The following is a 22,305-nucleotide window of genomic DNA, read 5'->3' as shown; positions in this document are numbered from 1 at the left end:
ACTGAGATTAGTCTCGTTGCGACCACACCGCGTTGGATTACAATGCAGGCGGGAGTAGGACATATGGGCAGACTGATCGTCGATGCCGCCTCGAGCCTTGATGGCTTCTGGGCTGATGCTCGCGGACGGAGCGTGTTTTGCACCTCCGAACTGCATGGTTCGGGCCTGTCCGGCAAACTGGACAAAGTCTGCGGCGCGGTGGTCATGAGCCGCCGGTCCTTCGAACTGTCCGAGGATACCGGATGGATCGCGGATGCCTATTCAGGAAAAACCCCAGTCTTCGTCGTGACCGATGCGCCTCTGGCAATTCCGCTGCTCGGGGAGTTCCACTTCGTCCCCACTTATGCCGAGGCTTTCGCCGCCGCGCAGGATGCAGCCGGGGACAGCGCGGTTCTTGTCGTTGGAGAGGCCGGTGCGGTCAATGCCGCTCTACGTTCCGGCCATGCAGATGAAATCTGGCTGCGGATGATGTCGCGCACGCTGGGTAACGGCGCCGCGCTGTTCGAGGACGACATCCCGGTCGAAAACTACTTCGTGTCCGAACTCGATACCACGGCGGATGCCGTCCACATGCATCTTGAGCGCAAGCTGGAGGCCTGACCTTTAAGCGGGGCAGGGCTGCAGCGTCTCGCGCTTGTGCAGCGAGATGGTGACCAGGAATACCGCAAGACCGCCCAGCGCCAGGCAGGCGCCGATCCAGCCGGTCGAGGTCAGCCCAAGACCGGCCGAGATGGCCATGCCGCCCAGCCACGGACCGATGGCGTTAGCCGTATTGAAAGCACTGTGGTGCGCGGCGGCGGCGAGCGCCTGCGCGTCTCCGGCCACGTCCATCAGGCGCGTCTGCAGGATCGTGCCGAGCCCGCCGCTGAAGCCGATCAGCAGCACTACGATGCACAGGGTCCAGATATTGCCCGCCATCAGCGAGAACAGTGCAAGCGACACAGCGCTGAACAGCAGGGCGCAGATGGCAGCCTTGGTCTGCGCCCGGTCGGCGACCCAGGCCCAGAACAGGTTGCCCACTGTCATGCCGACGCCGAAGATCGCCAGTACGGCGGGGACGAGCTTTTCCGAAACGTGCGTGACCTCGATCATGGTCGAGGCGACGTAAGTGTAGACGCAGAACAGTCCGCCGAAGCCGATCGCACCGGTCAGCAGGGTCAGCAACACTTGCGGGCGGCGAAGCGCGCCGAGTTCGCGCAAGGGGCTCGCGCTCTCGTCGGCGGGCTGGTGCGGGGCGTAGAGCGCGACGAGCGCCATCGTCAGGATCGCGAGGCCGGAAACGACTGCGAAGCCGCTGCGCCAGCCGATTGCCTGCCCCAGCCAGTTGGCGGCGGGCACGCCGATGATCGTCGCGACCGTCAGGCCCGACATGACCATGGCGACCGACTGTGCGCGCTTGTTCGCGGGCACCATCGATGCGGCGACGAGGGCGGCGATGCCGAAGTACGCACCGTGCGGCAGGCCGCTGACGAAGCGGCACAGCAGCAGCAGGTCATACGTCTTGGCCAGCGCGGAGATGCCGTTGCCGATGGCGAACAGTGCCATCAGGCCGATGAGCAGGCGGCGGCGCTCGATCTTGGCGGCAAGCACGGCGATGACCGGCGCACCGACCACCACGCCCAGCGCATAGGCACTGATCGCGTGACCCGCCTGCGGCTCGGTCAGGCCGAGATCGCGGGCGAAGAAGGGCACGAGGCTCATCGCCGCGAACTCGGTGGTACCGATGGCGAATGCACCCATCGCAAGCGCAAGGATGACGAGCGCGGGGTGGGTCGCGCGGGTGGAGGCGGAAGGGGGCTGAGTCATGTTGCGTTGCAACATAGAAATAAAGGCGCGGTCAGGCTAGCTACCTGGCGGTGCAAATTCCGCAACATCGCGGTGAATAAGCTGCATCGCAGGTTGCAGGGGCCGCATTCGGACGTTTGCCGGGACCGCTCCGGCACTGTAGTGGCCTTCGCGATTTCAGGCAATTCAGGCAGACCCATGGCCCGCAAATATTCCAAGCACGGACCCTACGAAGACCTGCATCGGGAGGAGGAGGAAGCTCCGGCCGAGGCCGTGCCGTGCTGGCTTTGCGGCCGCCCCACGGGCGAGACGATCGTGTGGCATCACCCGGTGCCCAAGAGCCGGGGCGGGCGCGACGTCGTGCCGATGCATCCGATCTGCCAGCAAACTGTGATCGCGAACTTCACGAACTCCGAACTCCAGCGTTTCGGTACGGACGTGGACGCGCTGTTGATTTACCCGAATATCCGCAAGTTCGTGGATTGGGTGGCCAAGAAAGATCCCGATTTCAACGCGGCGATTACGAAGAAGCAGCGGTGAGACGGCTGGTGGGGCGTTGCCCACCCCGCTGCGACTAAGGCCTTCGGCCCAAGTCTCGCTGTCCCTCCCGCAAGCGGGAGGGGAAAGGCGCGTCAGCCCTCCCGTGTGCGGGAGGGCTGGGAGGCTTGAACTAGCCGGACGGGGTGGGCTTCGACGGCAACCCCGGCCGCCTCAGAACACCGGATCGAAGCCCGGGGGAAGTTCGCTGGCCGGGCCGCCCTTGTCCTCGCTGCCGGGGACGTGGATGCCGCATTCGGTCTTGTCCCAGCCCTTCCAGCGGCCCGAGCGCGGGTCTTCGCCCGGCGCGACCTTGCTGGTGCAGGGCATGCAGCCGATCGAGGGATAGCCTTCCGCTACCAGCGGATGCGCGGGTAGTTCGTGCTCGGCGATGTAGGCGGCGAGACGCTCGGCCGACCAGTCGATCAGCGGGTTGATCTTCAGGCGGCCCTGCGCGTCCGTCGTGTCGATCTCGAAGCGCGGCAAATGCGAGCGGGTCGAGTTCTGGAACGACTTGCGGCCGGTGAAAGACGCATCGTAGTGCGCCAGCGCCTTGGCTAGCGGCTTGACCTTGCGGATCTCGCAGCAGCCGTCGGGGTCCCACGACCAGCGCAACCCGTTCTCGTCCTTCTTGGCGATTTCCGCCTCATCGGGGACGAGGTTGATCAGGTTGGTCAGGCCGAGGCGCGTGATCAGGGTGTCGCGATAGGCCAGCGTTTCCGGGAAGTGCTTGCCCGTTTCGAGGAACAGCACCGGCACGCTGGGGTCCACGCTCGCGACGAGGTGGAGCAGTACCGCGCTTTCCGCGCCGAAGCTGGAAACGATTCCCACATCGCCCGCCATTCGCTCCTTCAGCAGCGTCTCGAGCATCTCGCTCGTGTCGGTGCCGCGGAACAGGCGGTTGAGACGCACCGCATCCGCCTCGGTGAACCGGGCGGAAGTGTCGATGCGGTCTCGGATACGGTCTTCGTTTTCAGCTTCGGTACGGAACATAGGGATATCCCTTCTGGCCCTTCGGGGCTTACGCCGGGTGGCGCTTGGCCCAGATGGCCTGCCTGCCGTCGATCGCGGTGGCCTGGTATACGTTGTCCCACCGCTCGAAGGCGTTCTTCGCATCGGTGGTATTGAGCGCCTTGTCGGGCGCGAAGGCATCGAAGCCGCAGCGGCGCATGTGATGCAGCATGTCGATCACCAGATCGCCCACGCCGCGCAGCTCGCCGGCATAACCGGCTTCACGCAGGATGCGGGCGGCGGAGTAGCCGCGCCCGTCGGTCCACGCCGGGAAGTTGACTTCCACCAGCGCGATCCGGTCGAGGTAGGGCAGCAGCGCGCGGGCGTCCTCGCCCGGCTCGATGCGCACGGCGGTGGCGTTTGACTGTTCGGAGAACGCATCCACGGTGACGGCGGGGTCATTGACGGCCTCGTCGTCACGGAAGCGGAACTGGACGTCAACCATAGATGGCCTCCTTGAACGGATCCATGCCGATACGGCGATAGGTGTCGAGGAAGCGCTCCTCGCCCTGCTTGTTGGCGAGATAGACTTGCGTAGCCTTTTCGATCGCGTCGACCACGCCGTCCTCGGTGAAGCCGGGGCCGATGATCTTGGCGAGCGAGGTGTCCGCGCCCTCGCTGCCGCCGAACAGGAGCTGGTAGTTTTCCAGGCCCTTCTTGTCGACGCCGAGGATGCCGATGTGGCCCGCGTGATGGTGGCCGCAGGCGTTGATGCAGCCCGAAATCTTGAGCTTCAGCTCCCCGATCTCGGCCTGCTTCTGCGCCGAACCGAAGCGCTCGGAAATCTTCTGCGCGACCGGGATCGAGCGGGCGTTCGCAAGGCTGCAATAGTCGAGGCCGGGGCAGGCGATGATGTCGCCCACGGTGTCGAGGTTGGCAGTGGCGAGGCCCGCTTCGTCGAGCGCCTGCCAGACGGTGTAGAGGTCGGCCTTCTTCACGTGCGGAAGCACGATGTTCTGGGCGTGGGTGACGCGCAGTTCATCGAACGAATACTCGGTGCCGAGCTTCGCCATCAGGCGGATCTGGTCGGCCGAGGCGTCGCCGGGGATACCGCCCACGGGCTTGAGGCTGATCGTCGCGATGACGTAGCCCGGAACCTTGTGTGCGGTGGTGTTACGCTCCACCCAGAGGCGGAAGTCGGGATCGGTGAGGTCCAGATCGTTGGACAGGCCGGTCTCGAAGGCGGGGTCGACGAAGTGTGCCTTGATCCGCTCCAGCTCAGCGAGCGGCGGCTCGATCGGCTGGGTCAGCAGGTGCGCGAACTCCTCCTCGACCTGGCGGACATATTCGTCGCGGCCCAGTTCGTGGACGAGGATCTTGATGCGCGCCTTGTACTTGTTGTCGCGGCGACCGTAGCGGTTGTAGACGCGCAGGCACGCTTCGGAGAAAGTGATAAGCTGGTCCAGCGGCACGAACTCGCGGATCAGCGGCGCGATCATCGGGGTGCGGCCCATGCCGCCACCGGCGTAGAACTGCGCGCCGATCTCTCCGGCGTCGTTACGCACCATCTTGATGCCGATGTCATGCAGGCGCATCGCCGCGCGGTCGGTCTCGGAGGCGATCACGCAGATCTTGAACTTGCGCGGCAGTACCAGGAATTCCGGGTGGAAGCTGGACCACTGGCGCAGCAGTTCCGCATAAGGGCGCGGATCGATGATCTCGTCGGCGGCGGCACCGGCGAACTGGTCCGAGCTGATGTTGCGGATGCAGTTGCCGCTGGTCTGGATCGCGTGCATTTCCACCTTCGCCAGTTCGGCGAGGATGTCGGGCGTCTCTTCCAGCTTGATCCAGTTGTACTGGATGTTCTGGCGGGTGGTGAAATGGCCGTAGCCGCGGTCGTACTTGTCCGCGATGTCACCCAGAAGGTGCATCTGAGCGCCGCTCAGCGTACCGTAAGGCACCGCCACGCGCAGCATATAGGCATGGAGCTGGAGGTACAGGCCGTTCTGCAGGCGCAGCGGCTTGAACTGGTCCTCGGTCAGTTCCCCAGAGACGCGGCGGCGCACCTGGTCGCGGAATTCCTCGACCCGCACATCGACCATCTGCTGGTCGTATTCGTCGTACTTGTACATCAGATCACCCAGTTCAGAGCGGCGGGGTCGGACGGCTTCAGCGTCAGGTCGAGGCGTACGGTCGGCCCGAAGGCGCGGATGCGCTCCTTGATGTGCGCGGGGCGCACGCCTTCATCGGTCTTCTCGCCATCGACGACATAGGCTGCGAAAACGTTCTGCACGCCCTCTTCCCGTGCGATGATCGCAGCCCCGTTGTCGCCGACATCGGCGCTGTCGTTCACGTCGAGCGACCAGCCATGGCCGGTCCACCAGACCACGGCCCCGCTCTTCAGGTCGTTGCCCGTCAGGATTTTCACTGCATTGCCTCCAGCGCCAGGGCGCGAATGGTGTTGTCCGCCGAGTCATGGTCGGCGGCGACCGAGCCGATAACGATAAGCGCGGGGCTTTGCACCTTCTGACTTTCGACAAGATGCGCAAGACCGGCCAGCGGAGAGTGCAGGACACGCATATCGGAGCGGGTGGCCTTCTCGATAATTGCCACGGGCACGTCGGGCGCGAGGCCATCGGCGATGAGCTTTTCGGAGATCTGCGCGGCCGTGGCGATGCCCATGAAGATCACCAGCGTGCGGCCCTTGCCGGCAAGGCCGGACCAGTCCTGCTCGGACAGGCCCTTGCACTGGCCCGCCACGAAGCTGACGATCGAGGCATGGTCGCGGTGAGTGAGGGGGATCTGCGCCGCCGCCGAAGCGCCCAGCGCCGAGGAGATGCCGGGCACGACCTCGACCGGGACGCCCGCCGCGTGGCAGGCCTCGGCTTCTTCGCCGCCGCGTCCGAACACGAAGGGATCGCCGCCCTTGAGGCGCACGACATCGTTGCCGGCCAGCGCCTCGCGCACCAGCAGGGCGTTGATATCCTCCTGCTTCATGGTGTGGCGCGAGCGGGCCTTGGCGACCGAGACGAGCTTCGCCGTAGGCCGGGCCATCGCCAGGATCGCGGGATCGACGAGACCGTCGTGGACTACCAGCGATGCGCTCATCAGCAGGCGCGCGGCGCGCAGGGTCAGCAGGTCCGGATCGCCGGGGCCTGCACCCACAAGGTACACCTTGCCCACGCGGGGCATCTTGGAGGGATTCGCGGTCATGGTGTGGCGCAAATGGGCGCGATGGTCGCCGGATGCCAGCCATAATGGCTTTGAGGGGGCTAAGGGGAGCTTTACGCTGGCCGGATTGCCGCGTTTCCAAGGGAATTCACAGAAAATTACGCATGGCTTCGGTGCTTCATTAGTCCCGGCTCTAACCGAATCTTAACCTAACTTGTGGACGTTCGCCTCACACATGGAGGTGGACTGATGCCCATTGCGGCCCATTTTGAAGCGCCTGAAGCAAATGGTCGCCCGCGTGCGGAGCGTCGACGCCTGTTGCTGGAGACGCAAGGGGCGCTGGAATCGGGCGAGCACATGAAGGTTGTGCTGCACAATTTCTCCGAAACCGGTGTGCTGCTTGAAAGCAAGGTCGAACTCGAGATCGGCGAAGTGCTGGACCTCGACCTGCCGGAAGCGCCGCATGCGCGCGCGCGGGTAATTTGGGCGAGTGGTTCGCTTTACGGCTGTGCCTTCGATGCGCCTATCCCCAGCGCGACCTTGCGGGCGGCGCAGCTTCGCAGCGCTGTGCAGACCGAACTCGGGCTGGGCGCTGCGCCTGCGCCGATGGGCCCGGGTGCGATCGGCGGGGAGAGCCTGGGTGAGCGGCTTCATCGCCTGCGCAAGCTGCGGGGGCTGACACAAGGCGAACTGGCCAGTCGCCTTGGCGTGTCCAAGCCGACCGTGTGGGCCTGGGAGCAGGGGCGTGCCCGTCCGATCGAGGAGCGTCTGGACGCGATCGCCGAGGCGCTCGGGGTCGAGCCCGCGGAATTGCGGCCGAGTCGCACGGTGCCCGGCCTGACCGACCTTATCTCCCGCTGCCGGGACCAGATCGCGGCGGCCGTGGAAACGACGCCGGACAAGGTCCGCATCATGATCGAACTGTAAAGCGGCGTTCTGCCGCTTCATTTCTGCCCGCTGTTGGGCCGCCCAATTCGACGGGTAATACAGCCAACCTACATCGGCAGAATTTCGTATTTCCTATGATACCCTTAAGTGGTAAATAGAATTTTATGAATTTCATGGCGTAAGTTATATTAACTAATAAAACTAACATCCGTTTATAGTTAATAAAATATCTATGGTTAATGATATTAATTTTATCTGCGGAGTGTTTTACTCAAATCTTCAGGCGCAGATTCTAGGTGGCCCAAAGGGTCGCTGAAGGTCAGGTCGAGGCAGGCACCGGGACGTAGTCGGCATGGGCATGAACTTCACATTTCAGGAAAGCTCGGTCCTTTACGGGATGCTCGCCGAGAGTTCGACCGACGTGATCCTCAAGACTGATCCCAAGGGTTTCATCGTCCACGCCACCCCGGGAATCGTCGAACTGGGCCACCGCGAGCCGGCGCGTTCCGATGGAGGAGCACTGGTCGGCCCGCACCTCCTCGACCTCGTCGCGCCTGAGGCCAAGCAGCAGATTTCCAAGGCCCATGCCCGTGCGATGGCAGGTGAGGATATTGACTGGATAGAGTTTCCGGCTCTGACCCGGGACGACCGCAAACGCTGGTTCGAGCTGCGCTTGCGCGCTCTGCTGCGGCATGACGGAGCGCCTTACGGCGTGCTAGGCGTCATGCGCAACGTCGATGAAATGCGCTCGCTCAGCGAACGGCTGTTCACCGCGACCTATACAGATCCGCTGACGGGGCTTACCAACCGCACGGCGTTCATCTCGATGCTGGAGCATATGCTCGATACCCGCATGGAGGGGTGCCTTGCGCTCTTCAGCATCGATTTTTTCCGCACGATCAACATGCAACACGGCCAGAGCGTCGGTGACGAGGTTCTGACGGTGTTCGCCGATCTCCTGCGTGAACTGCTTCGAACTGAGGACATCATCTCGCGTATCGGCTCGGAACGCTTCGCCGTGATCCTGCCGCGGGTAACCGCTGTCGAGGCGGAAGGGATCTGCCGCCGTGTGGTCACGACGCTTTCTGAACTCAAGCAGACGATCGGTGACGGCAGTTTCGCGATGACGGCCAGCGCCAGCGTCGCTCGTGTCGGAACCAGCCTCGATTCTACGATAGAGCGAGCCGAGATGGCGCTGTTCGTCGCCAAGGCCAAAGGTCGCAATCGGCTGGAAATGGAAAAGCCCGTCCGTCTTGCGGTAGGCTGAGAATAACCGGAAAAAAGAGGGGCAGCATCGTTGCCGGTGCCGCCCCTTTCGTCAGGTTGTGGTTACGGTCAGTTCAGCAGCCCGGCATAGCGATCAAGCGCGGCCAACGGCCCTTCCGGCCAGCGCGACAGCACCAGCAGGCGCTTGTGCCCGCCGCCGATGGCGAGCTCGTCGGTCACGCCCATGCCGCCATGGAACTGGATCATCTCGTGCCCCAGCGTCACCGAGGCTTCGGCGATGTAGGCTCGCGCGCCGTGGACGGCGTTTGCGAACTCGTCGCTGCCCCAGGATACGAGCGCAAGGTTGAGCAGCGCGCGGCTCTGCTCGATCACGGCATACTGGGCGACCATGCGGTGCTGGATCGCCTGGAAGGAGCCCAGTGCAGAGCCGAACTGGTCGCGCGTACGCAGGTAATCGATGGTTTCCGCGAAGATCCGTTCCATGATCCCCAGCGCTTCGGCACTGCGGGCAAGGGCGGCGAGATCGCTGGCTGCGGCAATGGCGGCAAGTCCGTCGTCGCTGAGCTTGTTGCCGGAGGGCACGATCACGTCGCCGAGTTCCAGCGAGCAGGCCACGCTGCCGTCCGCCATGTGCCAGTCATGGGCAGAGATGCCGGGGCTGGCCGCGGGCACGAGGAACAGGGCGACACCTGCATTATCGCCGGGCTCGCCGGATATGCGCGCCGAAACGATGTAGCCGTCGGCACCGCCCCCGGCGACGCAATAGGGCTTGGAGCCGGTCAGCTTCCAGCCGTCTCCCGTAGTGGTCGCCGTGGTTTCCACCCAGTCGAGCCCGCCGCGTGCGCTGGCCTCGGCATGGGCGAGTGCCAGGCGCTTGCTGCCGGTCAGCAGATCATCCAGCCAATCGCCCTGAAGCGATGCCGGGGCCGTGGCCGCGAAGAGGCGGCCGGCCATGACCACTGATTCCGCGAGCGGTTCGACCACCAGCCCCCGACCCAGTGCCTCGAAAACGGTGGCAATTCCGGTCGCATCGAGACCCAATCCGCCCATTTCTTCGGGGAAGGGGGCTGCGATCAGGCCGAGTTCGCCGAGCAGTTCCCAGTTGGCGCTCGAAAAGCCGTTGGGCTCCGCCAGAAAGGCGCGGCGGCTGTCATGATCGTAATGGTCGGTGACGAAGCGCTCGGTCAGGGCCTTGAGCATTTCCTCGTCTTCGCTGAGGTCGAAATTCACAGTCCACTCCCGCAGGGATGTTCCCCCTTTGAGTGGCGGTTCTATCACCAGCAGGCCGCCTGTTACCGCTGGGCAAAAGGCTAGTCATAAAAACGCGGTAATTCCGCGCTTCAAGCGATTGTGCCCCCGGAGTCAGGGGGCTAAGGAAGAGCCTCGAGAGGACATCAATGCAACTTCTGTCACAGGAAAACATCGACGCCGTCCGCGTGACGTCGCCGGAAGGCATCCGCCCCGCAGCCGAGGCCCTGCATCGCATCGCCATGGAATGCGGCATGCGGGCCGCGCCCGCGCACGACATTGCCGATAAGCGCACGCCGGTCGATGCCGATGGCAACCTGCTCGCCACGGAAGTCTTCGGGTGGGAAGACGGCGACCGCGTCTGGTGGCGCAATTCTCGCATTGCCCTCGACAGTCCGCTGACCACCGCGTGCCGGTTTGAAAGCCAGCCGTTCTGGGCCAATGCGGAAGGTTTCCGCACGCTGGAGCGCAACGCCTATCTGTCCTCCATCGACATCGCCAATTTCGAGACGCGCTCGCTTACCCGCGCGGCGATTGGCGTGCCGGTCCACCTGCCGTTCGGTCAGATCGGGGCTGTCAGCTTCAACCCGCTCGATCGCGACAAGACCGATCTTTCGGAAGACTTCGCGCGTTATTCGGATGCGCTGGGACTTTATGCGCGCACGTTCATCGCGACCTATGTGCAGGTAATGGGTTCGACGCAGGCGCTGCCGCCCGAATCCCGCCTCTCCAAGCGCGAGGTCGAGTGTCTGCGCTGGGCTGCGATCGGCAAGACCGATCTGGAAATCAGCATGATCATGTCGCGTAGCCGCGCGACGGTGCGCTTCCACATTCACAATGCCGCGACCAAGCTGAACGCGGTCAACCGTAGCCAGACTGTCTTCAAGGCGGCGCAGCTGGGCTACATTTCTCTCCAGAACTGACGTAGCGTTTTGAAATAACGATGATTTATGAATGTCGGCGAGGCATCGCCGGCACGCTTTGCGTTACCCTCTTTCCCAAGCCGAATTTCTTGTTACACTCGGCTTACAACATAACGAGAGAGGGATGCCCGTGGAACGCAAGATGCATACGGCCTTGCTATTCAAGCTTCTGGTGATTTTTGCCGCCTTTGCGGCGCTTTTTGCTCCGCTACGTTCGTGGATACTGAATTCGGTGGGGTTTTAGGCCGTAAAGGGGCGGGCGACGCATCGCGCTGAGCGATGGTCGCCACCTTTGATCCTCTGAAGGATCAGCGTTCTTCCAGCATCAGCTTCGCCCCGCGCAGGCCCACGGCCATGGCCGGCGCGTTCGTATTGCCGGTGACATGCCACGGCATCACCGAGCAATCGGCCACACGCACGCCCTGAACCCCGTTTACCCGCAGGCGCGGATCGACCACGGCCTCCGGGTCCGAGCCCATGCGGCATGAGCGGATGGCATGGAGTCCGCAACTCGACAGGCGGCGGAACATGGCGAGCACATCCTCGTCACTCTCTACTTGCGCACCGGGCACGAGTTCCTCGCCGACCATGTTGGCCAGCGGTCCCGCTCGGACATAGTCGCGCATGGACCGGACGAGGGCGATCGCGGATTTGCGATCATGCTCGGTCGTCAGGAAGTTGTGCAGGATCTCGGGGGCATCGCTGGCTTTGGGACCGGTCGCGCGTACGCTGCTCTCGCTGGTCAGGCGCAGCAGCTGGCCGTAGATGGTGACGCCGGGTTTCGGGTCGATCTTGTCGAGCGGGACCGGGTCTTTGTCGTCGCCGACCTTGAAGGTGTAGCCGCCGAGATAGAACTGCGCATCGGTGCGACCGTCCGGATGGGCGACGTTGCGGAAGGCGCCGACCTCAAAAGGCCCGGTCGCAAGCACGCCGTCGCCGCGCAGCAGGTAACGCAGCATGGCGAAGGCCGCGCCGATGCCGAAGAAGCTCTTGTTGGTGCCCTTGCCATGGTCGAGCCGGAAGGGGATCGAGAGCGAGAGGTGCTCGATCATTTTCTCGCCCACGTCCGGCGAATGCGCGACCAGCGGGATGCCCGCTGCCGCAAGCCTCGCAGCATCGCCTATCCCTGAACGCTGCAGGAGGAGGGGGCTTTCCATGGCTCCGGCGCTTACGACGACCTCGCCCTTTGCCGCCAGCGCAAAGCGTTCGGGCTTGCCGTTGACGGAGGCTTCCAGTGCAATCGCACGGGTGCCGTCGAAGACGATCCGATCGGCCATGGCGCCGGTGACGACGGTGACGTTGGGCCGCTTGCGTGCCACTGCCAGATATGTACGCGCAGAGGAATCGCGCTTACCCTTGCGGATGTTGTGGCTGTAGTAGCCGACGCGCGGGCCGGGGGTGCCATTGAGGTCATCCACCCGGCGCAGGCCTTGCGCTTCGCCGGCCTCGATCATGCTTTCGGCCAACGGATACGTGTAGCAGGCCGGGTCCACCCGGACGAGGCCGCCGCTGCCGCGCATGGGGCTGGCGCCGGCCTTGTGATCCTCCAGTTCCTTGAAAGCCTCGGTCATGCTGGCGCCGTTCCAGCCGGTCGCGCCCGCCTCGGTTTCCCAGGCATCGTAGTCGGCCGGTTCGCCCCGACTCCATATCATGCCGTTGATGGAGGACGAGCCGCCAAGGCCCTTGCCGCGAATCCAGACTTCGCCCGCGCCCTTGTCATTGGCGCCGGGGTCGCGGGGCTGGGCGACGTGGTAGGCCCACATGTGCTCGGGCTTCTTGACCAGCTTGGCGACGCCTTTGGGCAGCGTGACCCAGAAGCTGTCGTTCTCACCGCCCGCCTCCAGCACCAGCACTTGCGAGCGGCCGTCGGCGCTCAGCCGCTCCGCCATGACGCAGCCCGCACTGCCCGCGCCGACGATGATGTAGTCCCACTGCTTGGCCATAATTCGTCTCTCCCGGCGCAGGGTTGTCCCAGTTGCCCTCGAAGTCGCACGAACTAGCGCAATGGCTATCCTATCGTTTTGGTGAGTCACAAATGCTGCGGGGACCGGCTTAAACCGAATCCATGGCCGGACTTTCGATACCGGCCCAAGGTTTCAAGGATCGGGAGCGAGATGAAAGCGATAGCCGAAGGCCTGTTCACCGACGAGACGCCTGCGCGTCTGATCGGCGGCAAGGACCGGGAAACCGGCCGGATCGTCTTCCCGTGCCCGACGGCATCGACTTACGAGCCGGTGCCGCTGGCGAGCGAGGGCACCTTGTGGTCCTACACCGTCCAGCGCTTCCGCCCCAAGTCGCCGCCTTACGCCGGACCGGAGGCGTTCGCGCCGTGGGTGGTCGCCTATGTCGAACTGCCCGGGCAGGTGATCGTCGAGGCGCGGCTGAACGATGTCGCGTTCGAGGACGTGAAGGTCGGCATGCCGGTGCGTTTCGCGCCGTCGCCGCTGAACCCGGACCTCTCGGACAGCCCCTATATCCCCGCCTACGTACCCGCAGGAGGCGCAGCATGAGCGGCGACGTGTGCATCGTCGGCATCGGCATCCACCGCTTCGGGCGCACCGATGGTTTGTCCGGCGTCGATCAGGGCGTCTACGCCGTGCGCGAGGCGCTGGCCGACGCGGGCGTGGAGTGGCCGCAGGTCCAGTTCGCCTATGGCAGTTCGGACGCGGCCGGAAACCCGGACTCGATGGTCGATCGCCTCGGCCTGACCGGGGTTCAGTTCATCAACGTGCGCAACGGCTGCGCGGCGGGTGGATCGGCGCTGTTCTCGGCGCAGATGGCGATCAAGTCGGGCGAGTTCGACCTCGGCCTCGCGGTCGGTTTCGACAAGCATCCGCGCGGAGCCTTCAACGCGCTGCCGAGCGAATACAACCTGCCGGACTGGTACGGCGAAGTCGGCCAGATGGTCACCACGCAGTTCTTCGCCGCTAAGATCATGCGCTACATGAGCCTGTTCGGCATCTCGCAGAAGACGCTGGGCATGGTGTCGGAAAAGGCCTTCCGCAACGCCGTCCACGCGCCGCATGCCTGGCGCCGCCAGCCGGTGTCGCTGGAGGAAATCCTCGAAGCGCCGCTGGTGAGCGATCCCTATACCAAGTACATGTTCTGCTCTCCGGCAGAGGGCGGCGTGGCGCTGATCCTCGCCAGCGAGAAGAAGGCGCGCGAACTGGGCAAGCCGCTGATCCGGCTCAAGGCCGCGACCATGCGCACCCGTCCGCCCGCCAGCTTCGAGGTCTTCGCGCCTTCGGTGGATGTGGTGGCCGATGACACCCGCCCGCGCGGCACCGCCTCGCGCATCGCCTCCGCCGACGCCTATCGCCTCGCCGGGATCGGCCCAGGCGACATCGACGTCGCCCAGCTTCAGGACACCGAAGCGGGCGCCGAGCTGATGCACATGGCCGAGAACGGCTTCTGCGCCGATGGCGAGCAGGAGCAGTGGCTGGCCGAGGGGCGCACCGAAATCAACGGCGCGCTGCCGGTCAACACGGACGGCGGCTGCCTCGCCTGTGGCGAGCCGATCGGCGCATCGGGTCTGCGCCAGGTCTACGAAAACGTCGTGCAACTGCGGGGAGACGGCGGCGGCCGTCAGGTGCCGAATTCGCCCAAGACGGCATACAGCCATGTCTACGGCGCCCCGGGCGTCTCTGCAGTCACCATTCTGGAACGCTGATGGATATCGAACTTTCCCCTCAAGATGCTGCCTTCCGCGACGATGTCCGCGCCTTTCTGCGCGACAATCTGCCTGCCGAGGTGAAGGCAGGCGCGGCGGCTACCCCGTCCGTCTTCGTCGAGCCGGAGATCGGCCAAGCCTGGAACGCGGTGCTGAACAGGCAGGGCTGGCTGGGCTACCAGTGGCCCGCGGAGCATGGCGGCACGGGCTGGACCCCGCTGCAGCGCTACCTGTTCGAGAAGGAATGTGCCGCCGCCGGCGCGCCCAATCTCACGGTGCTGGGCCTCAAGCTGCTCGCCCCGGTGATCTACAATTTCGGTACCGATGCCCAGAAGGCGCAGGTTCTTCCGCGCATCCTCTCGGGCGAGGACTACTGGTGCCAGGGCTTCTCCGAGCCGGGCGCGGGTTCCGACCTCGCCAGCCTCAAGACCCGCGCCATTCGTGAGGGCGACCACTACCGCGTCAACGGCTCTAAGATCTGGACCACCCACGCGCACCACGCCAACCGCATGTTCACGCTGGTGCGCACCAACACCGAGGTGAAGAAGCAGGCGGGCATCTCGTTCCTGCTGATCGACCTCGACACCCCCGGCGTCTCGGTGCGCCCGATCCTGACCAACGCGGGCGACCACGAGGTCAATCAGGTGTTCCTCGAAGACGTCATGGTCCCGGCCGAGAACCTCGTCGGTGGTGAGGGCGATGGCTGGACGATCGCGAAGTTTCTGCTTGAAAATGAACGCGGTGGTTCTTGCCACGCGCCCAAGCTCGGCTACGATCTCGACCAGATCGAAGCCGCCGCGAAGGACGAGAGCGATGGGAAGGGCGGTATCCTCGCCGACCAGACCGACTGGCGCCGTCGCGTGGCGAAGGCCCGTCTCTCGGTCAACGCGCTCGAGATGATCGAACTCAAGATCATTTCGGAGATCGCCAAGGGCCGCAAGGCGGGCCCGCAGACCTCGCTGACCAAGCTGCTGGCGTCCAATCTGCGGCAGGAGATCGACCTGCTGGCGGTGGACCTCTACGGCCCCGCCGGCCTCCAGTTGGAAACCGCGCGCCCGCTCTATGGCGACAACGCGCCCGCCGCCGTCCATTCCAAGGCCGCGCAGGTCGCCTCGGCCCGCTATCTCAACAGCCGCGCGTGGACCATCTTCGGCGGCACTAACGAAGTGCAGAGCACCATCATCGCCAAGTCGGTGCTGGGCCTTTGACCATTCTGCCTCACCCTTTCTCGTCATTGCGAGGCTCGCGGGGCCGCGGCAATCCAGAGCAGCATCGCTCCGCCCTGGATTGCTTCGCTGCGCTCGCAATGACGAACGGGTGTTGTCCCGAAATCCACACCATAACTGAGAGGAATCCCTGATGCAGCTGAACCGCGAGGCGCTGACCCGCGCCTATCGGCAGATGAAGCTGATCCGCGAATTCGAGGAACGGCTCCACGAGGAGATCCAGACCGGCGAGATCGCGGGCTTCACCCACCTCTACTGCGGCCAGGAAGCCGTCGCCGTCGGTGTGTGCGAGCACCTGACCGAGCGTGACAAGATCGTCTCGACCCACCGCGGCCATGGCCACTGTCTGGCCAAGGGTTGCGACCTTGACGGCATGATGAAGGAAATCTGGGGCAGCCAGGACGGCCTTTGCAACGGCAAGGGCGGATCGATGCACATCGCCGACATCGACAAGGGCATGCTGGGCGCCAACGGCATCGTCGGCGCGGGCGCTCCGATCGCGGTGGGCGCGGCGATCTCCAACAAGATCGACGGTCCGGACGAGAACGGCAAGCTGGCCGTCTCGATCGCCTTCTCGGGCGACGGCGCCTGCAACCAGGGCACCACGTTCGAGGCGATGAACCTCGCGGTCGTCACCCAGGCCCCGGCGATCTTCGTCTTCGAGAACAATCACTATTCCGAGCACACCGGCGTCGATTACGCGGTCGGTACCACCAGGGACATCGCCAGCCGCGCCGAAGCGTTCGGCATGAAGGTGTGGCGCGGCGACGGCACGGACTTCTTCGCCGTCTACGACACCTTCCGCGAAGTGCTGGAATATGTCCGCACCCCCGGTAATGGCCCGGCCGCCGTGGAATTCGATACCGAGCGTTTCTTCGGCCACTTCGAAGGCGATCCGCAGCGCTATCGCGGCGATGGCGAACTCGATCGCCTGCGCGCCGAACGGGACTGCCTCAAGATCTTCCGCGCCAGCGTCACCGGCGCCAAGCTGCTGGAAGACGTGGATCTCGACACGATCGACACCGAATCCCTCAAGGCCATCGAGGATGCCGTCCAGGCTTCGCGCGCCGCACCGCGCCCGCAGCCCGAGAACGTCCTTGAAAACGTCTACATCAGCTACTGACGGCAGGAGCGAGACCCATGGCAAAAATGATGTATCGCGATGCCATCCGCAACACGATCTTCCAGGAAATGCAGCGTGACGAGCGCGTCGTCGTGCTGGGCGAGGACGTCGTCGGTGGCAACGGCACGGCCGGCGGCCCCGAGGCGATCGGCGGCATCTGGTCCACCTCGACCGGCTTCTACGACGCCTTCGGTCCCAACCGCGTGATCGACACCCCGATCAGCGAAAGCGCCATCATGGGCGCGGCGGGCGGTCTGGCCCTCGCCGGCAAGCGCCCGGTGGCAGAGATCATGTTCGCCGACTTCATCGGCGTGTGCATGGACCAGCTCTGGAACCAGATCGCCAAGTTCCGCTACATGTTCGGCGGCAAGTCGGTCTGCCCGGCGGTGATCCGCATGCCGGTGGGCGCGGGCTACAACGCCGCCGCGCAGCACAGCCAGATGATCAGCCAGTTCGTCACCAACATGCCCGGCATCAAGGTGGTCATGCCGACCACCCCGGAAGACGCCTGCGGCCTGCTGCGTCAGGCGATCCGCGATGACGATCCGGTCGTGTTCCTCGAACACAAGTTCCTCTACGCGATGAGCGGCGAAGTGAACGAGGATCCGGATTTCTGCATCCCCTTCGGCCACGCCCGCCTTGCCCGTGCTGGGCAGGACGTGACCATCGTCGCCAGCGGCATGATGGTGCGCTACGCCGAGACGGCTGCGGACGATCTGGCGCAGGACGGCATCGGCTGCGACGTGATCGACCTTCGCACCACCTCGCCGCTGGACGAGGAAGCGATCCTCGATTCGGTCGAAGTGACCGGTCGTTTGGTCGTGGTGGACGAGGCCCCGCCGCGCTGCTCGCTGGCCACCGACATCTCCGCGCTCGTCGCCCAGAAGGCTTTCGCCAGCCTCAAGGCGCCGATCGAGATGGTGACCCCGCCGCACACGCCGGTCCCGTTCGCCCGCGAACTGGAAAGCGCCTACCTGCCGAGCCCGGCCAAGGTCGCCGCTGCCGTGCGCAAGACGCTCGAATACCGTTGAGGGGAGCGCTGACATGAGTCGCATCCGCGCATTCACGATGCCCAAGTGGGGCATCGAAATGACCGAAGGCACGATCGCCGAATGGATGGTGAAGGAGGGTGAAACCTTCAAGCGCGGCCAGACGCTGTGCCTGATCGAAACCGCCAAGATCACCAACGAGGTCGAGGCCGAATACGAAGCCACCGTCCGCCGCATCATCGTGGGCGGCGGCGCGGGCGAGGAACCCGTCGGCGCGCTGCTGGCGGTGTTCGACGAGGGTTCGCACTCGGACGCCGAGATCGATGCCTTCGTGGCCGATTTCAAGCCGGCCGAGGGCGGCATCGCCCAAGGTGCAGGTAAGGGGGGCGCCGAGAAGACCAAGACCCAGGAGTCCGCTCCGGCTGCCGCTGCTGCGCCGGCTCCTGAAAAGCAGCGCATCAAGATCGACACCAACCGCCCGATCAGCCCCGAGGCCCTGCGCCTCGCGGAAGAAGAGGGCGTCGATATCGCCGGTATCGAGGGTTCGGGCCGTGGCGGTCGCATCACCCATCAGGACGTGGTGAAGGCGCTGCGCGGCGAGGGTGCTCCCTCGCTCAAGGGCACGGTTCCCGTCGAGGCGGACGACCTCAAGGTCCTCGCCTCGCCGCTCGCCCGCCGTATCGCCGCGCTGCACGGCCTCTCGCTGCAGGGCCTGACCGGCACCGGACCGCGCGGCCGTATCTCCAAGGCCGATGTGCTGGCGCTCGTGCCTGCGCCGAAGGCGTCGGCCGGCGGCATCGGCACGCCTGAATTCGTGGCCGGTGAGAACCGCCCCGAAGTCGTGCCTTTCGACCGCGTCCGCAAGGTCGTCGCTCAGCGGCTCACCCAGGCGAAGCAGGAGCTTCCGCACTTCTATCTGCGCATGTCGGCCAGCGCCGATGCGCTGATCGCGATGCGCAAGACCGCGAACGTCGTGCTGGGCAGCAAGGCTTCGGTGAACGACTGGATCGTCAAGGCTTCGGCCATGGCGCTGGCGAAGCACCCGGACGTCAACCTGCAGGTGCACGGTCAAGAAATTCACCGCTTCCCGCACGCCGACGTTTCGATCGCGGTCGCCAGCCCCAAGGGCCTCGTCACCCCGGTGGTGCGTCAGGCCAATCTGATGCGGATCGACCAGATCGCGGTGGAAACCCGCCGCCTGATCGACAAGGCGCAGGCCGGCAAGCTCAGCATGGACGATATGGACGGCGGCACCTTCTCCGTCTCCAACCTCGGCATGTTCGGGATCGAGAACTTCGATGCGATCATCAACCCGCCGCAGGGCGCGATCCTCGCCGTCGGCGCGGCGCTGCGCCAGCCGGTGGAGACGGATGACGGCGACGTGGCGTTCGAAACGCGCATTTCCTTCACTCTCTCGGTCGACCACCGGGCCATCGATGGCGCTGCGGGCGCGCAGTTCCTGCAGACGCTCAAGGGTCTGATCGAGGCGCCCGAGGGCCTGTTCGGCGCGTGATTGCACACTTCCCCGTCATTCCCGCGAAGGCGGGAACCCATCTCCTGAGGGTGCAGGTTGCACCGTCATCAGTTGGGTCCCCGCCTTCGCGGGGATGACGAAGTTTTGAAGGGACAGAAAATGACCGGAGAGGCCACCCAAACCGTCGTGAAGCCCGGCCCGCTCAAGCGGCTGGGCGACGTGATCCAACTCGCCTATTTCCCGACCGATTTCGATGCGACCATGAAATACTGGATCGAAACGGTCGGCGTCGGCCCGTTCTTCGTCCTCAACGACGTGCGGCTCGACGACATGAAGTACAAGGGCCAGCCCACCGACGCCACGTTCACCATGGCCATCGGCTACTGGGGGGACATCCAGATCGAGCTTATCAAGACCGATTCCGATGCCCCCTCGCTCTATTCGGGCGAGTATGCGGTGCGCGATAGCCTGCACCACGTCTGCGTCTTCGTTGAATCGATCGCCGAAGCCCGCAAGGCCTGCGCCGAAGCCGGCGCCGAGGTGATCGTGGAGGGCAAGGTCGGCGCCGATGGCGAGGTGATCTATGTCGATCCCGGTCAGGGCCCCGGCCACGTAATCGAATACCTTCAGCCGCTTACCGGCACCGAAGGTCTGTTTCAGATGATGAAGGATGCCGCCCGCGACTGGGATGGCTCCGATCCGATCCGGGTGCTGCAATAATGAGCGAGATTTCCCAATACGCCCTCGACATGGCCGACAAGGTCGAGGCTTTCGTCCGCGAAAAGGTCGCGCCCTACGAGAAGGACCCGCGCCGCGATCACCACGGCGCGCCGACCGACGAACTGCTGATGGAACTGCGCGGTCTGGCCCGCGAGGCCGGCGTGCTCACCCCGCACATCCGCGCCGACGGATCGCACCTCAACCAGCGCGAGACGGCGGTTGTGCTCATCAAGTCGGGCCTGTCGCCGCTGGGCCCGCTGGCCTGCAACACCATGGCGCCCGACGAGGGCAACATGTACCTCATCGGCCACGTTGGCTCGCCCGAACTGAAGGAGCGCTTCCTCAAGCCGCTGGTCGAGGGCAAGGGCCGCTCCGCCTTCTTCATGACCGAGCCGGCCGAATGGGGCGGCGCCGGTTCCGATCCGTCGATGATGAAGACCACCTGCCACAAGGATGGCAACCACTGGGTCATCAACGGCCGCAAGACCTTCATCACCGGCGCGCAGGGCGCGATGGTGGGCATCGTCATGGCGGCTTCGGCGGAGGAAGACACCAAGGGCGGCGCCTGCATGTTCCTGGTGGACCTGCCCGACGATGCCATCCGCATCGACGAGGTGCCGAACACCATTGACAGCTCGATGCCGGGTGGCCACGCCACCCTGACGATCGACAACCTGCGCGTGCCGGCCGAACACATGCTGGGCGACCCGGGCGAGGGCTTCAAGTATGCCCAGATCCGCCTGTCCCCGGCGCGCCTCTCGCATTGCATGCGCTGGCTGGGCTGCTGCATCCGCGCGCACGAGATCGCCAGCGACTATGCCTGCCGCCGTATGGCGTTCGGCAAGCAGCTGATCGAGCACGAAGGCGTCGGCTTCATGCTGGCGGAGAACGAAATCCTCATCAAGCAGTCCGAACTGATGATCGACTGGTGCGCCTCGGTGCTCGACACCGGCTCGCTCGGCACAGTGGAGAGCTCGATGGCGAAGGTTTCGGTGTCCGAAGCACTGATGAAGATCGCCGACAACTGCGTGCAGGTGATGGGCGGCACGGGCGTTACCGAACGCACCATCGTCGAGCAGGTGTTCCGCGAAGTTCGTGCGTTCCGCATCTATGACGGCCCCACCGAAGTCCACAAGTGGAGCCTCGCCAAGAAGATCCGTCGCGACTGGCGCAAGGCGCAGGAAGCGCAGCCCGCATGAGCGAGAATGCCTCCGACATTACGGGCGCGAATTCCGGCACCACCGCCGTGCGCGAAGGCTATGCCTTCGACGAGGCGGCGCTGACCGCATGGCTGGAAGCCAATGTCGAGGGCTTCGCCGGTCCGCTGAGCGTCGAGCAGTTCAAGGGCGGGCAGTCCAACCCCACCTACAAGCTGGTGACGCCTTCGCGCAGCTACGTCCTGCGGCGCAAGCCGCCGGGGCAACTGCTCAAGGGCGCCCACGCGGTGGAGCGCGAGGCCAAGGTGCTTTCCGCGCTCCACGGTGCGGGCTTCCCGGTGGCAAAGGTCTATGGCCTGTGCGAAGACGATGGCGTCATCGGCACCTGGTTCTACGTCATGGAAATGGTGGAAGGCCGCATCTTCTGGGATGCGACCGTCCCCGGCGTTTCGAACGCGGAGCGCGCCGCGCTTTTCGATGCGATGAACGCGACGATGGCGCAACTCCATTCCTACGATCCGGACGCCATTGGACTGGGCGATTACGGCAGGCCGGGCAATTACTTCGCCCGTCAGGTCGGCCGCTGGTCGAAGCAGTATTTCGAGGACGAGGCCGCCGGCCGCGACGCGGACATGGACGCGGTGATCGCCTGGCTGGAAGCGAACATGCCGGCGGACGATGGCGCCTCCAGCGTGATCCACGGCGACTTCCGCATCGACAATATGATCTTCCACTCCACCGAGCCGCGCGTTTTGGCGGTGCTGGACTGGGAACTGTCTACGCTGGGGCATCCGCTGGCGGATTTCGCCTACAACGCGATGATGTACCACATGCCGCCGCACATCGTGGCGGGACTGGGCGGTGCGGACATCGCCGCATTGGGCATCCCGAGCGAGGAAGACTACGTCGCCGCCTATTGCCGCCGCACCGGGCGCGAGGGGCTGCCGGACTATCGCTACTACATGGCGTTCAACTTCTTCCGCCTCGCCGCGATCTTCCACGGCATCAAAGGCCGGGTAATCCGCGGCACGGCCTCCAACGCGCAGGCGAAAGAGCGGGCCGAGGCCTTCCCCGAACTGGCGAGGCTGGCGCTGAGCTTCACGCGGGCGTAGCGTCTGGCGATGGGGCTTCGACAGGCTCAGCCTGAGCGGAATTTGAAGACCTGCTTTCAACCCCGCTCACCCTGAGCTAGTCGAAGGGTCAGGCTGAGCCTGTC

At 64.8% G+C, this 22,305-nt stretch carries 22 protein-coding genes; 14 read left to right on the top strand and 8 right to left on the bottom strand.

Going from position 1 to position 22,305, the window contains the following annotated elements; all coding sequences use genetic code 11:
- Positions 1–63: 63 nt before the first annotated feature.
- Complete coding sequence (locus PKE80_RS06385) at positions 64–600, top strand: dihydrofolate reductase family protein (RefSeq protein ID WP_271181773.1); 537 nt, start codon at positions 64–66, stop codon at positions 598–600.
- A gap of 3 nt (positions 601–603) precedes the next feature.
- Here the strand turns inward: PKE80_RS06385 and PKE80_RS06380 are convergent, their stop codons facing one another.
- The gene (locus tag PKE80_RS06380) at positions 604–1,806 is read right to left on the bottom strand and encodes an MFS transporter (protein ID WP_271181772.1); all 1,203 of its coding nucleotides are present in this window, start codon (positions 1,804–1,806) and stop codon (positions 604–606) included.
- 177 nt (positions 1,807–1,983) lie between these two features.
- Between PKE80_RS06380 and PKE80_RS06375 the strand changes: the two genes are divergently transcribed.
- Positions 1,984–2,325 (top strand): hypothetical protein, encoded by a 342-nt coding sequence (locus PKE80_RS06375; protein WP_271181771.1) that lies wholly within the window; start codon positions 1,984–1,986, stop codon positions 2,323–2,325.
- Positions 2,326–2,496: 171 nt separating this feature from the next.
- Here PKE80_RS06375 and PKE80_RS06370 read toward each other — a convergent pair whose 3' ends face one another.
- Genes PKE80_RS06370 through cobA form a run of 5 tightly spaced genes read right to left on the bottom strand, consistent with a single transcriptional unit; the run spans position 2,497 to position 6,486 of the window.
- Positions 2,497–3,315 carry a phosphoadenylyl-sulfate reductase gene (locus tag PKE80_RS06370; protein ID WP_271181770.1) on the bottom strand — a complete coding sequence of 273 codons (819 nt, stop codon included), beginning with the start codon at positions 3,313–3,315 and terminating at the stop codon, positions 2,497–2,499.
- Positions 3,316–3,343: 28 nt separating this feature from the next.
- Positions 3,344–3,778 carry a DUF934 domain-containing protein gene (locus PKE80_RS06365; RefSeq protein ID WP_008829551.1) on the bottom strand — a complete coding sequence of 145 codons (435 nt, stop codon included), beginning with the start codon at positions 3,776–3,778 and terminating at the stop codon, positions 3,344–3,346.
- The gene (locus PKE80_RS06360; RefSeq protein ID WP_271181769.1) at positions 3,771–5,405 is read right to left on the bottom strand and encodes a nitrite/sulfite reductase; all 1,635 of its coding nucleotides are present in this window, start codon (positions 5,403–5,405) and stop codon (positions 3,771–3,773) included. Before PKE80_RS06360 ends, PKE80_RS06365 begins: the two co-directional genes overlap by 8 nt.
- A complete protein-coding gene (locus PKE80_RS06355) occupies positions 5,405–5,701 on the bottom strand; it encodes a DUF2849 domain-containing protein (protein WP_069707433.1) in 297 nt (98 codons plus the stop codon). Before PKE80_RS06355 ends, PKE80_RS06360 begins: the two co-directional genes overlap by 1 nt.
- On the bottom strand, positions 5,698–6,486 hold the full coding sequence (gene cobA / locus PKE80_RS06350) for a uroporphyrinogen-III C-methyltransferase (RefSeq protein ID WP_271181768.1): 789 nt from the start codon (positions 6,484–6,486) through the stop codon (positions 5,698–5,700). The genes PKE80_RS06355 and cobA overlap by 4 nt, the downstream gene beginning before the upstream one ends.
- A gap of 207 nt (positions 6,487–6,693) precedes the next feature.
- Here cobA and PKE80_RS06345 point away from each other — a divergent pair, with 207 nt between their 5' ends.
- Together PKE80_RS06345 and PKE80_RS06340 are read left to right on the top strand one after the other, a co-directional pair.
- Complete coding sequence (locus PKE80_RS06345; RefSeq protein ID WP_271181767.1) at positions 6,694–7,371, top strand: helix-turn-helix domain-containing protein; 678 nt, start codon at positions 6,694–6,696, stop codon at positions 7,369–7,371.
- A gap of 319 nt (positions 7,372–7,690) precedes the next feature.
- Complete coding sequence (locus PKE80_RS06340; RefSeq protein WP_271181766.1) at positions 7,691–8,599, top strand: GGDEF domain-containing protein; 909 nt, start codon at positions 7,691–7,693, stop codon at positions 8,597–8,599.
- A gap of 68 nt (positions 8,600–8,667) precedes the next feature.
- On the opposite strand, the gene PKE80_RS06335 is transcribed toward PKE80_RS06340, so the two are convergent.
- A complete protein-coding gene (locus PKE80_RS06335) occupies positions 8,668–9,789 on the bottom strand; it encodes an acyl-CoA dehydrogenase family protein (RefSeq protein WP_271181765.1) in 1,122 nt (373 codons plus the stop codon).
- A gap of 167 nt (positions 9,790–9,956) precedes the next feature.
- Between PKE80_RS06335 and PKE80_RS06330 the strand changes: the two genes are divergently transcribed.
- The gene (locus PKE80_RS06330; protein ID WP_008829544.1) at positions 9,957–10,730 is read left to right on the top strand and encodes a helix-turn-helix transcriptional regulator; all 774 of its coding nucleotides are present in this window, start codon (positions 9,957–9,959) and stop codon (positions 10,728–10,730) included.
- Between the two features lie 308 nt (positions 10,731–11,038).
- Here the strand turns inward: PKE80_RS06330 and PKE80_RS06325 are convergent, their stop codons facing one another.
- Positions 11,039–12,673, bottom strand: coding sequence for a GMC family oxidoreductase (locus tag PKE80_RS06325; protein WP_271181764.1), 1,635 nt, complete (start codon positions 12,671–12,673; stop codon positions 11,039–11,041).
- 171 nt (positions 12,674–12,844) lie between these two features.
- Here PKE80_RS06325 and PKE80_RS06320 point away from each other — a divergent pair, with 171 nt between their 5' ends.
- The 9 genes from PKE80_RS06320 (at position 12,845) to PKE80_RS06280 (ending at position 22,201) form a co-directional block, all read left to right on the top strand.
- Positions 12,845–13,240 carry a Zn-ribbon domain-containing OB-fold protein gene (locus PKE80_RS06320; RefSeq protein WP_271181763.1) on the top strand — a complete coding sequence of 132 codons (396 nt, stop codon included), beginning with the start codon at positions 12,845–12,847 and terminating at the stop codon, positions 13,238–13,240.
- Positions 13,237–14,400: a thiolase family protein gene (locus tag PKE80_RS06315; RefSeq protein WP_271181762.1), complete on the top strand. Its 1,164-nt coding sequence runs from the start codon at positions 13,237–13,239 to the stop codon at positions 14,398–14,400. Before PKE80_RS06320 ends, PKE80_RS06315 begins: the two co-directional genes overlap by 4 nt.
- Complete coding sequence (locus PKE80_RS06310) at positions 14,400–15,608, top strand: acyl-CoA dehydrogenase family protein (RefSeq protein ID WP_271181761.1); 1,209 nt, start codon at positions 14,400–14,402, stop codon at positions 15,606–15,608. The genes PKE80_RS06315 and PKE80_RS06310 overlap by 1 nt, the downstream gene beginning before the upstream one ends.
- A 151-nt stretch (positions 15,609–15,759) precedes the next feature.
- The gene (locus tag PKE80_RS06305) at positions 15,760–16,749 is read left to right on the top strand and encodes a thiamine pyrophosphate-dependent dehydrogenase E1 component subunit alpha (protein WP_271181760.1); all 990 of its coding nucleotides are present in this window, start codon (positions 15,760–15,762) and stop codon (positions 16,747–16,749) included.
- A 17-nt stretch (positions 16,750–16,766) separates the two neighbouring features.
- Complete coding sequence (locus PKE80_RS06300) at positions 16,767–17,780, top strand: alpha-ketoacid dehydrogenase subunit beta (RefSeq protein WP_271181759.1); 1,014 nt, start codon at positions 16,767–16,769, stop codon at positions 17,778–17,780.
- Positions 17,781–17,793: 13 nt separating this feature from the next.
- Positions 17,794–19,251 carry a dihydrolipoamide acetyltransferase family protein gene (locus PKE80_RS06295; protein WP_271181758.1) on the top strand — a complete coding sequence of 486 codons (1,458 nt, stop codon included), beginning with the start codon at positions 17,794–17,796 and terminating at the stop codon, positions 19,249–19,251.
- Positions 19,252–19,371: 120 nt separating this feature from the next.
- Positions 19,372–19,932: a VOC family protein gene (locus tag PKE80_RS06290; RefSeq protein WP_008829536.1), complete on the top strand. Its 561-nt coding sequence runs from the start codon at positions 19,372–19,374 to the stop codon at positions 19,930–19,932.
- Positions 19,932–21,131: an acyl-CoA dehydrogenase family protein gene (locus tag PKE80_RS06285; RefSeq protein WP_271181757.1), complete on the top strand. Its 1,200-nt coding sequence runs from the start codon at positions 19,932–19,934 to the stop codon at positions 21,129–21,131. The genes PKE80_RS06290 and PKE80_RS06285 overlap by 1 nt, the downstream gene beginning before the upstream one ends.
- Entirely contained in the window at positions 21,128–22,201 is a 1,074-nt protein-coding gene (locus tag PKE80_RS06280) for a phosphotransferase (RefSeq protein WP_271181756.1), read from the top strand. Before PKE80_RS06285 ends, PKE80_RS06280 begins: the two co-directional genes overlap by 4 nt.
- Positions 22,202–22,305 lie beyond the last annotated feature (104 nt).

The organism is Novosphingobium resinovorum (genome assembly GCF_027922145.1).
GTDB lineage: Bacteria > Pseudomonadota > Alphaproteobacteria > Sphingomonadales > Sphingomonadaceae > Novosphingobium > Novosphingobium resinovorum.
The sequence above is the reverse complement of the archived record's forward strand: the minus strand, read 5'-3'. Positions and strand labels throughout refer to the sequence as shown.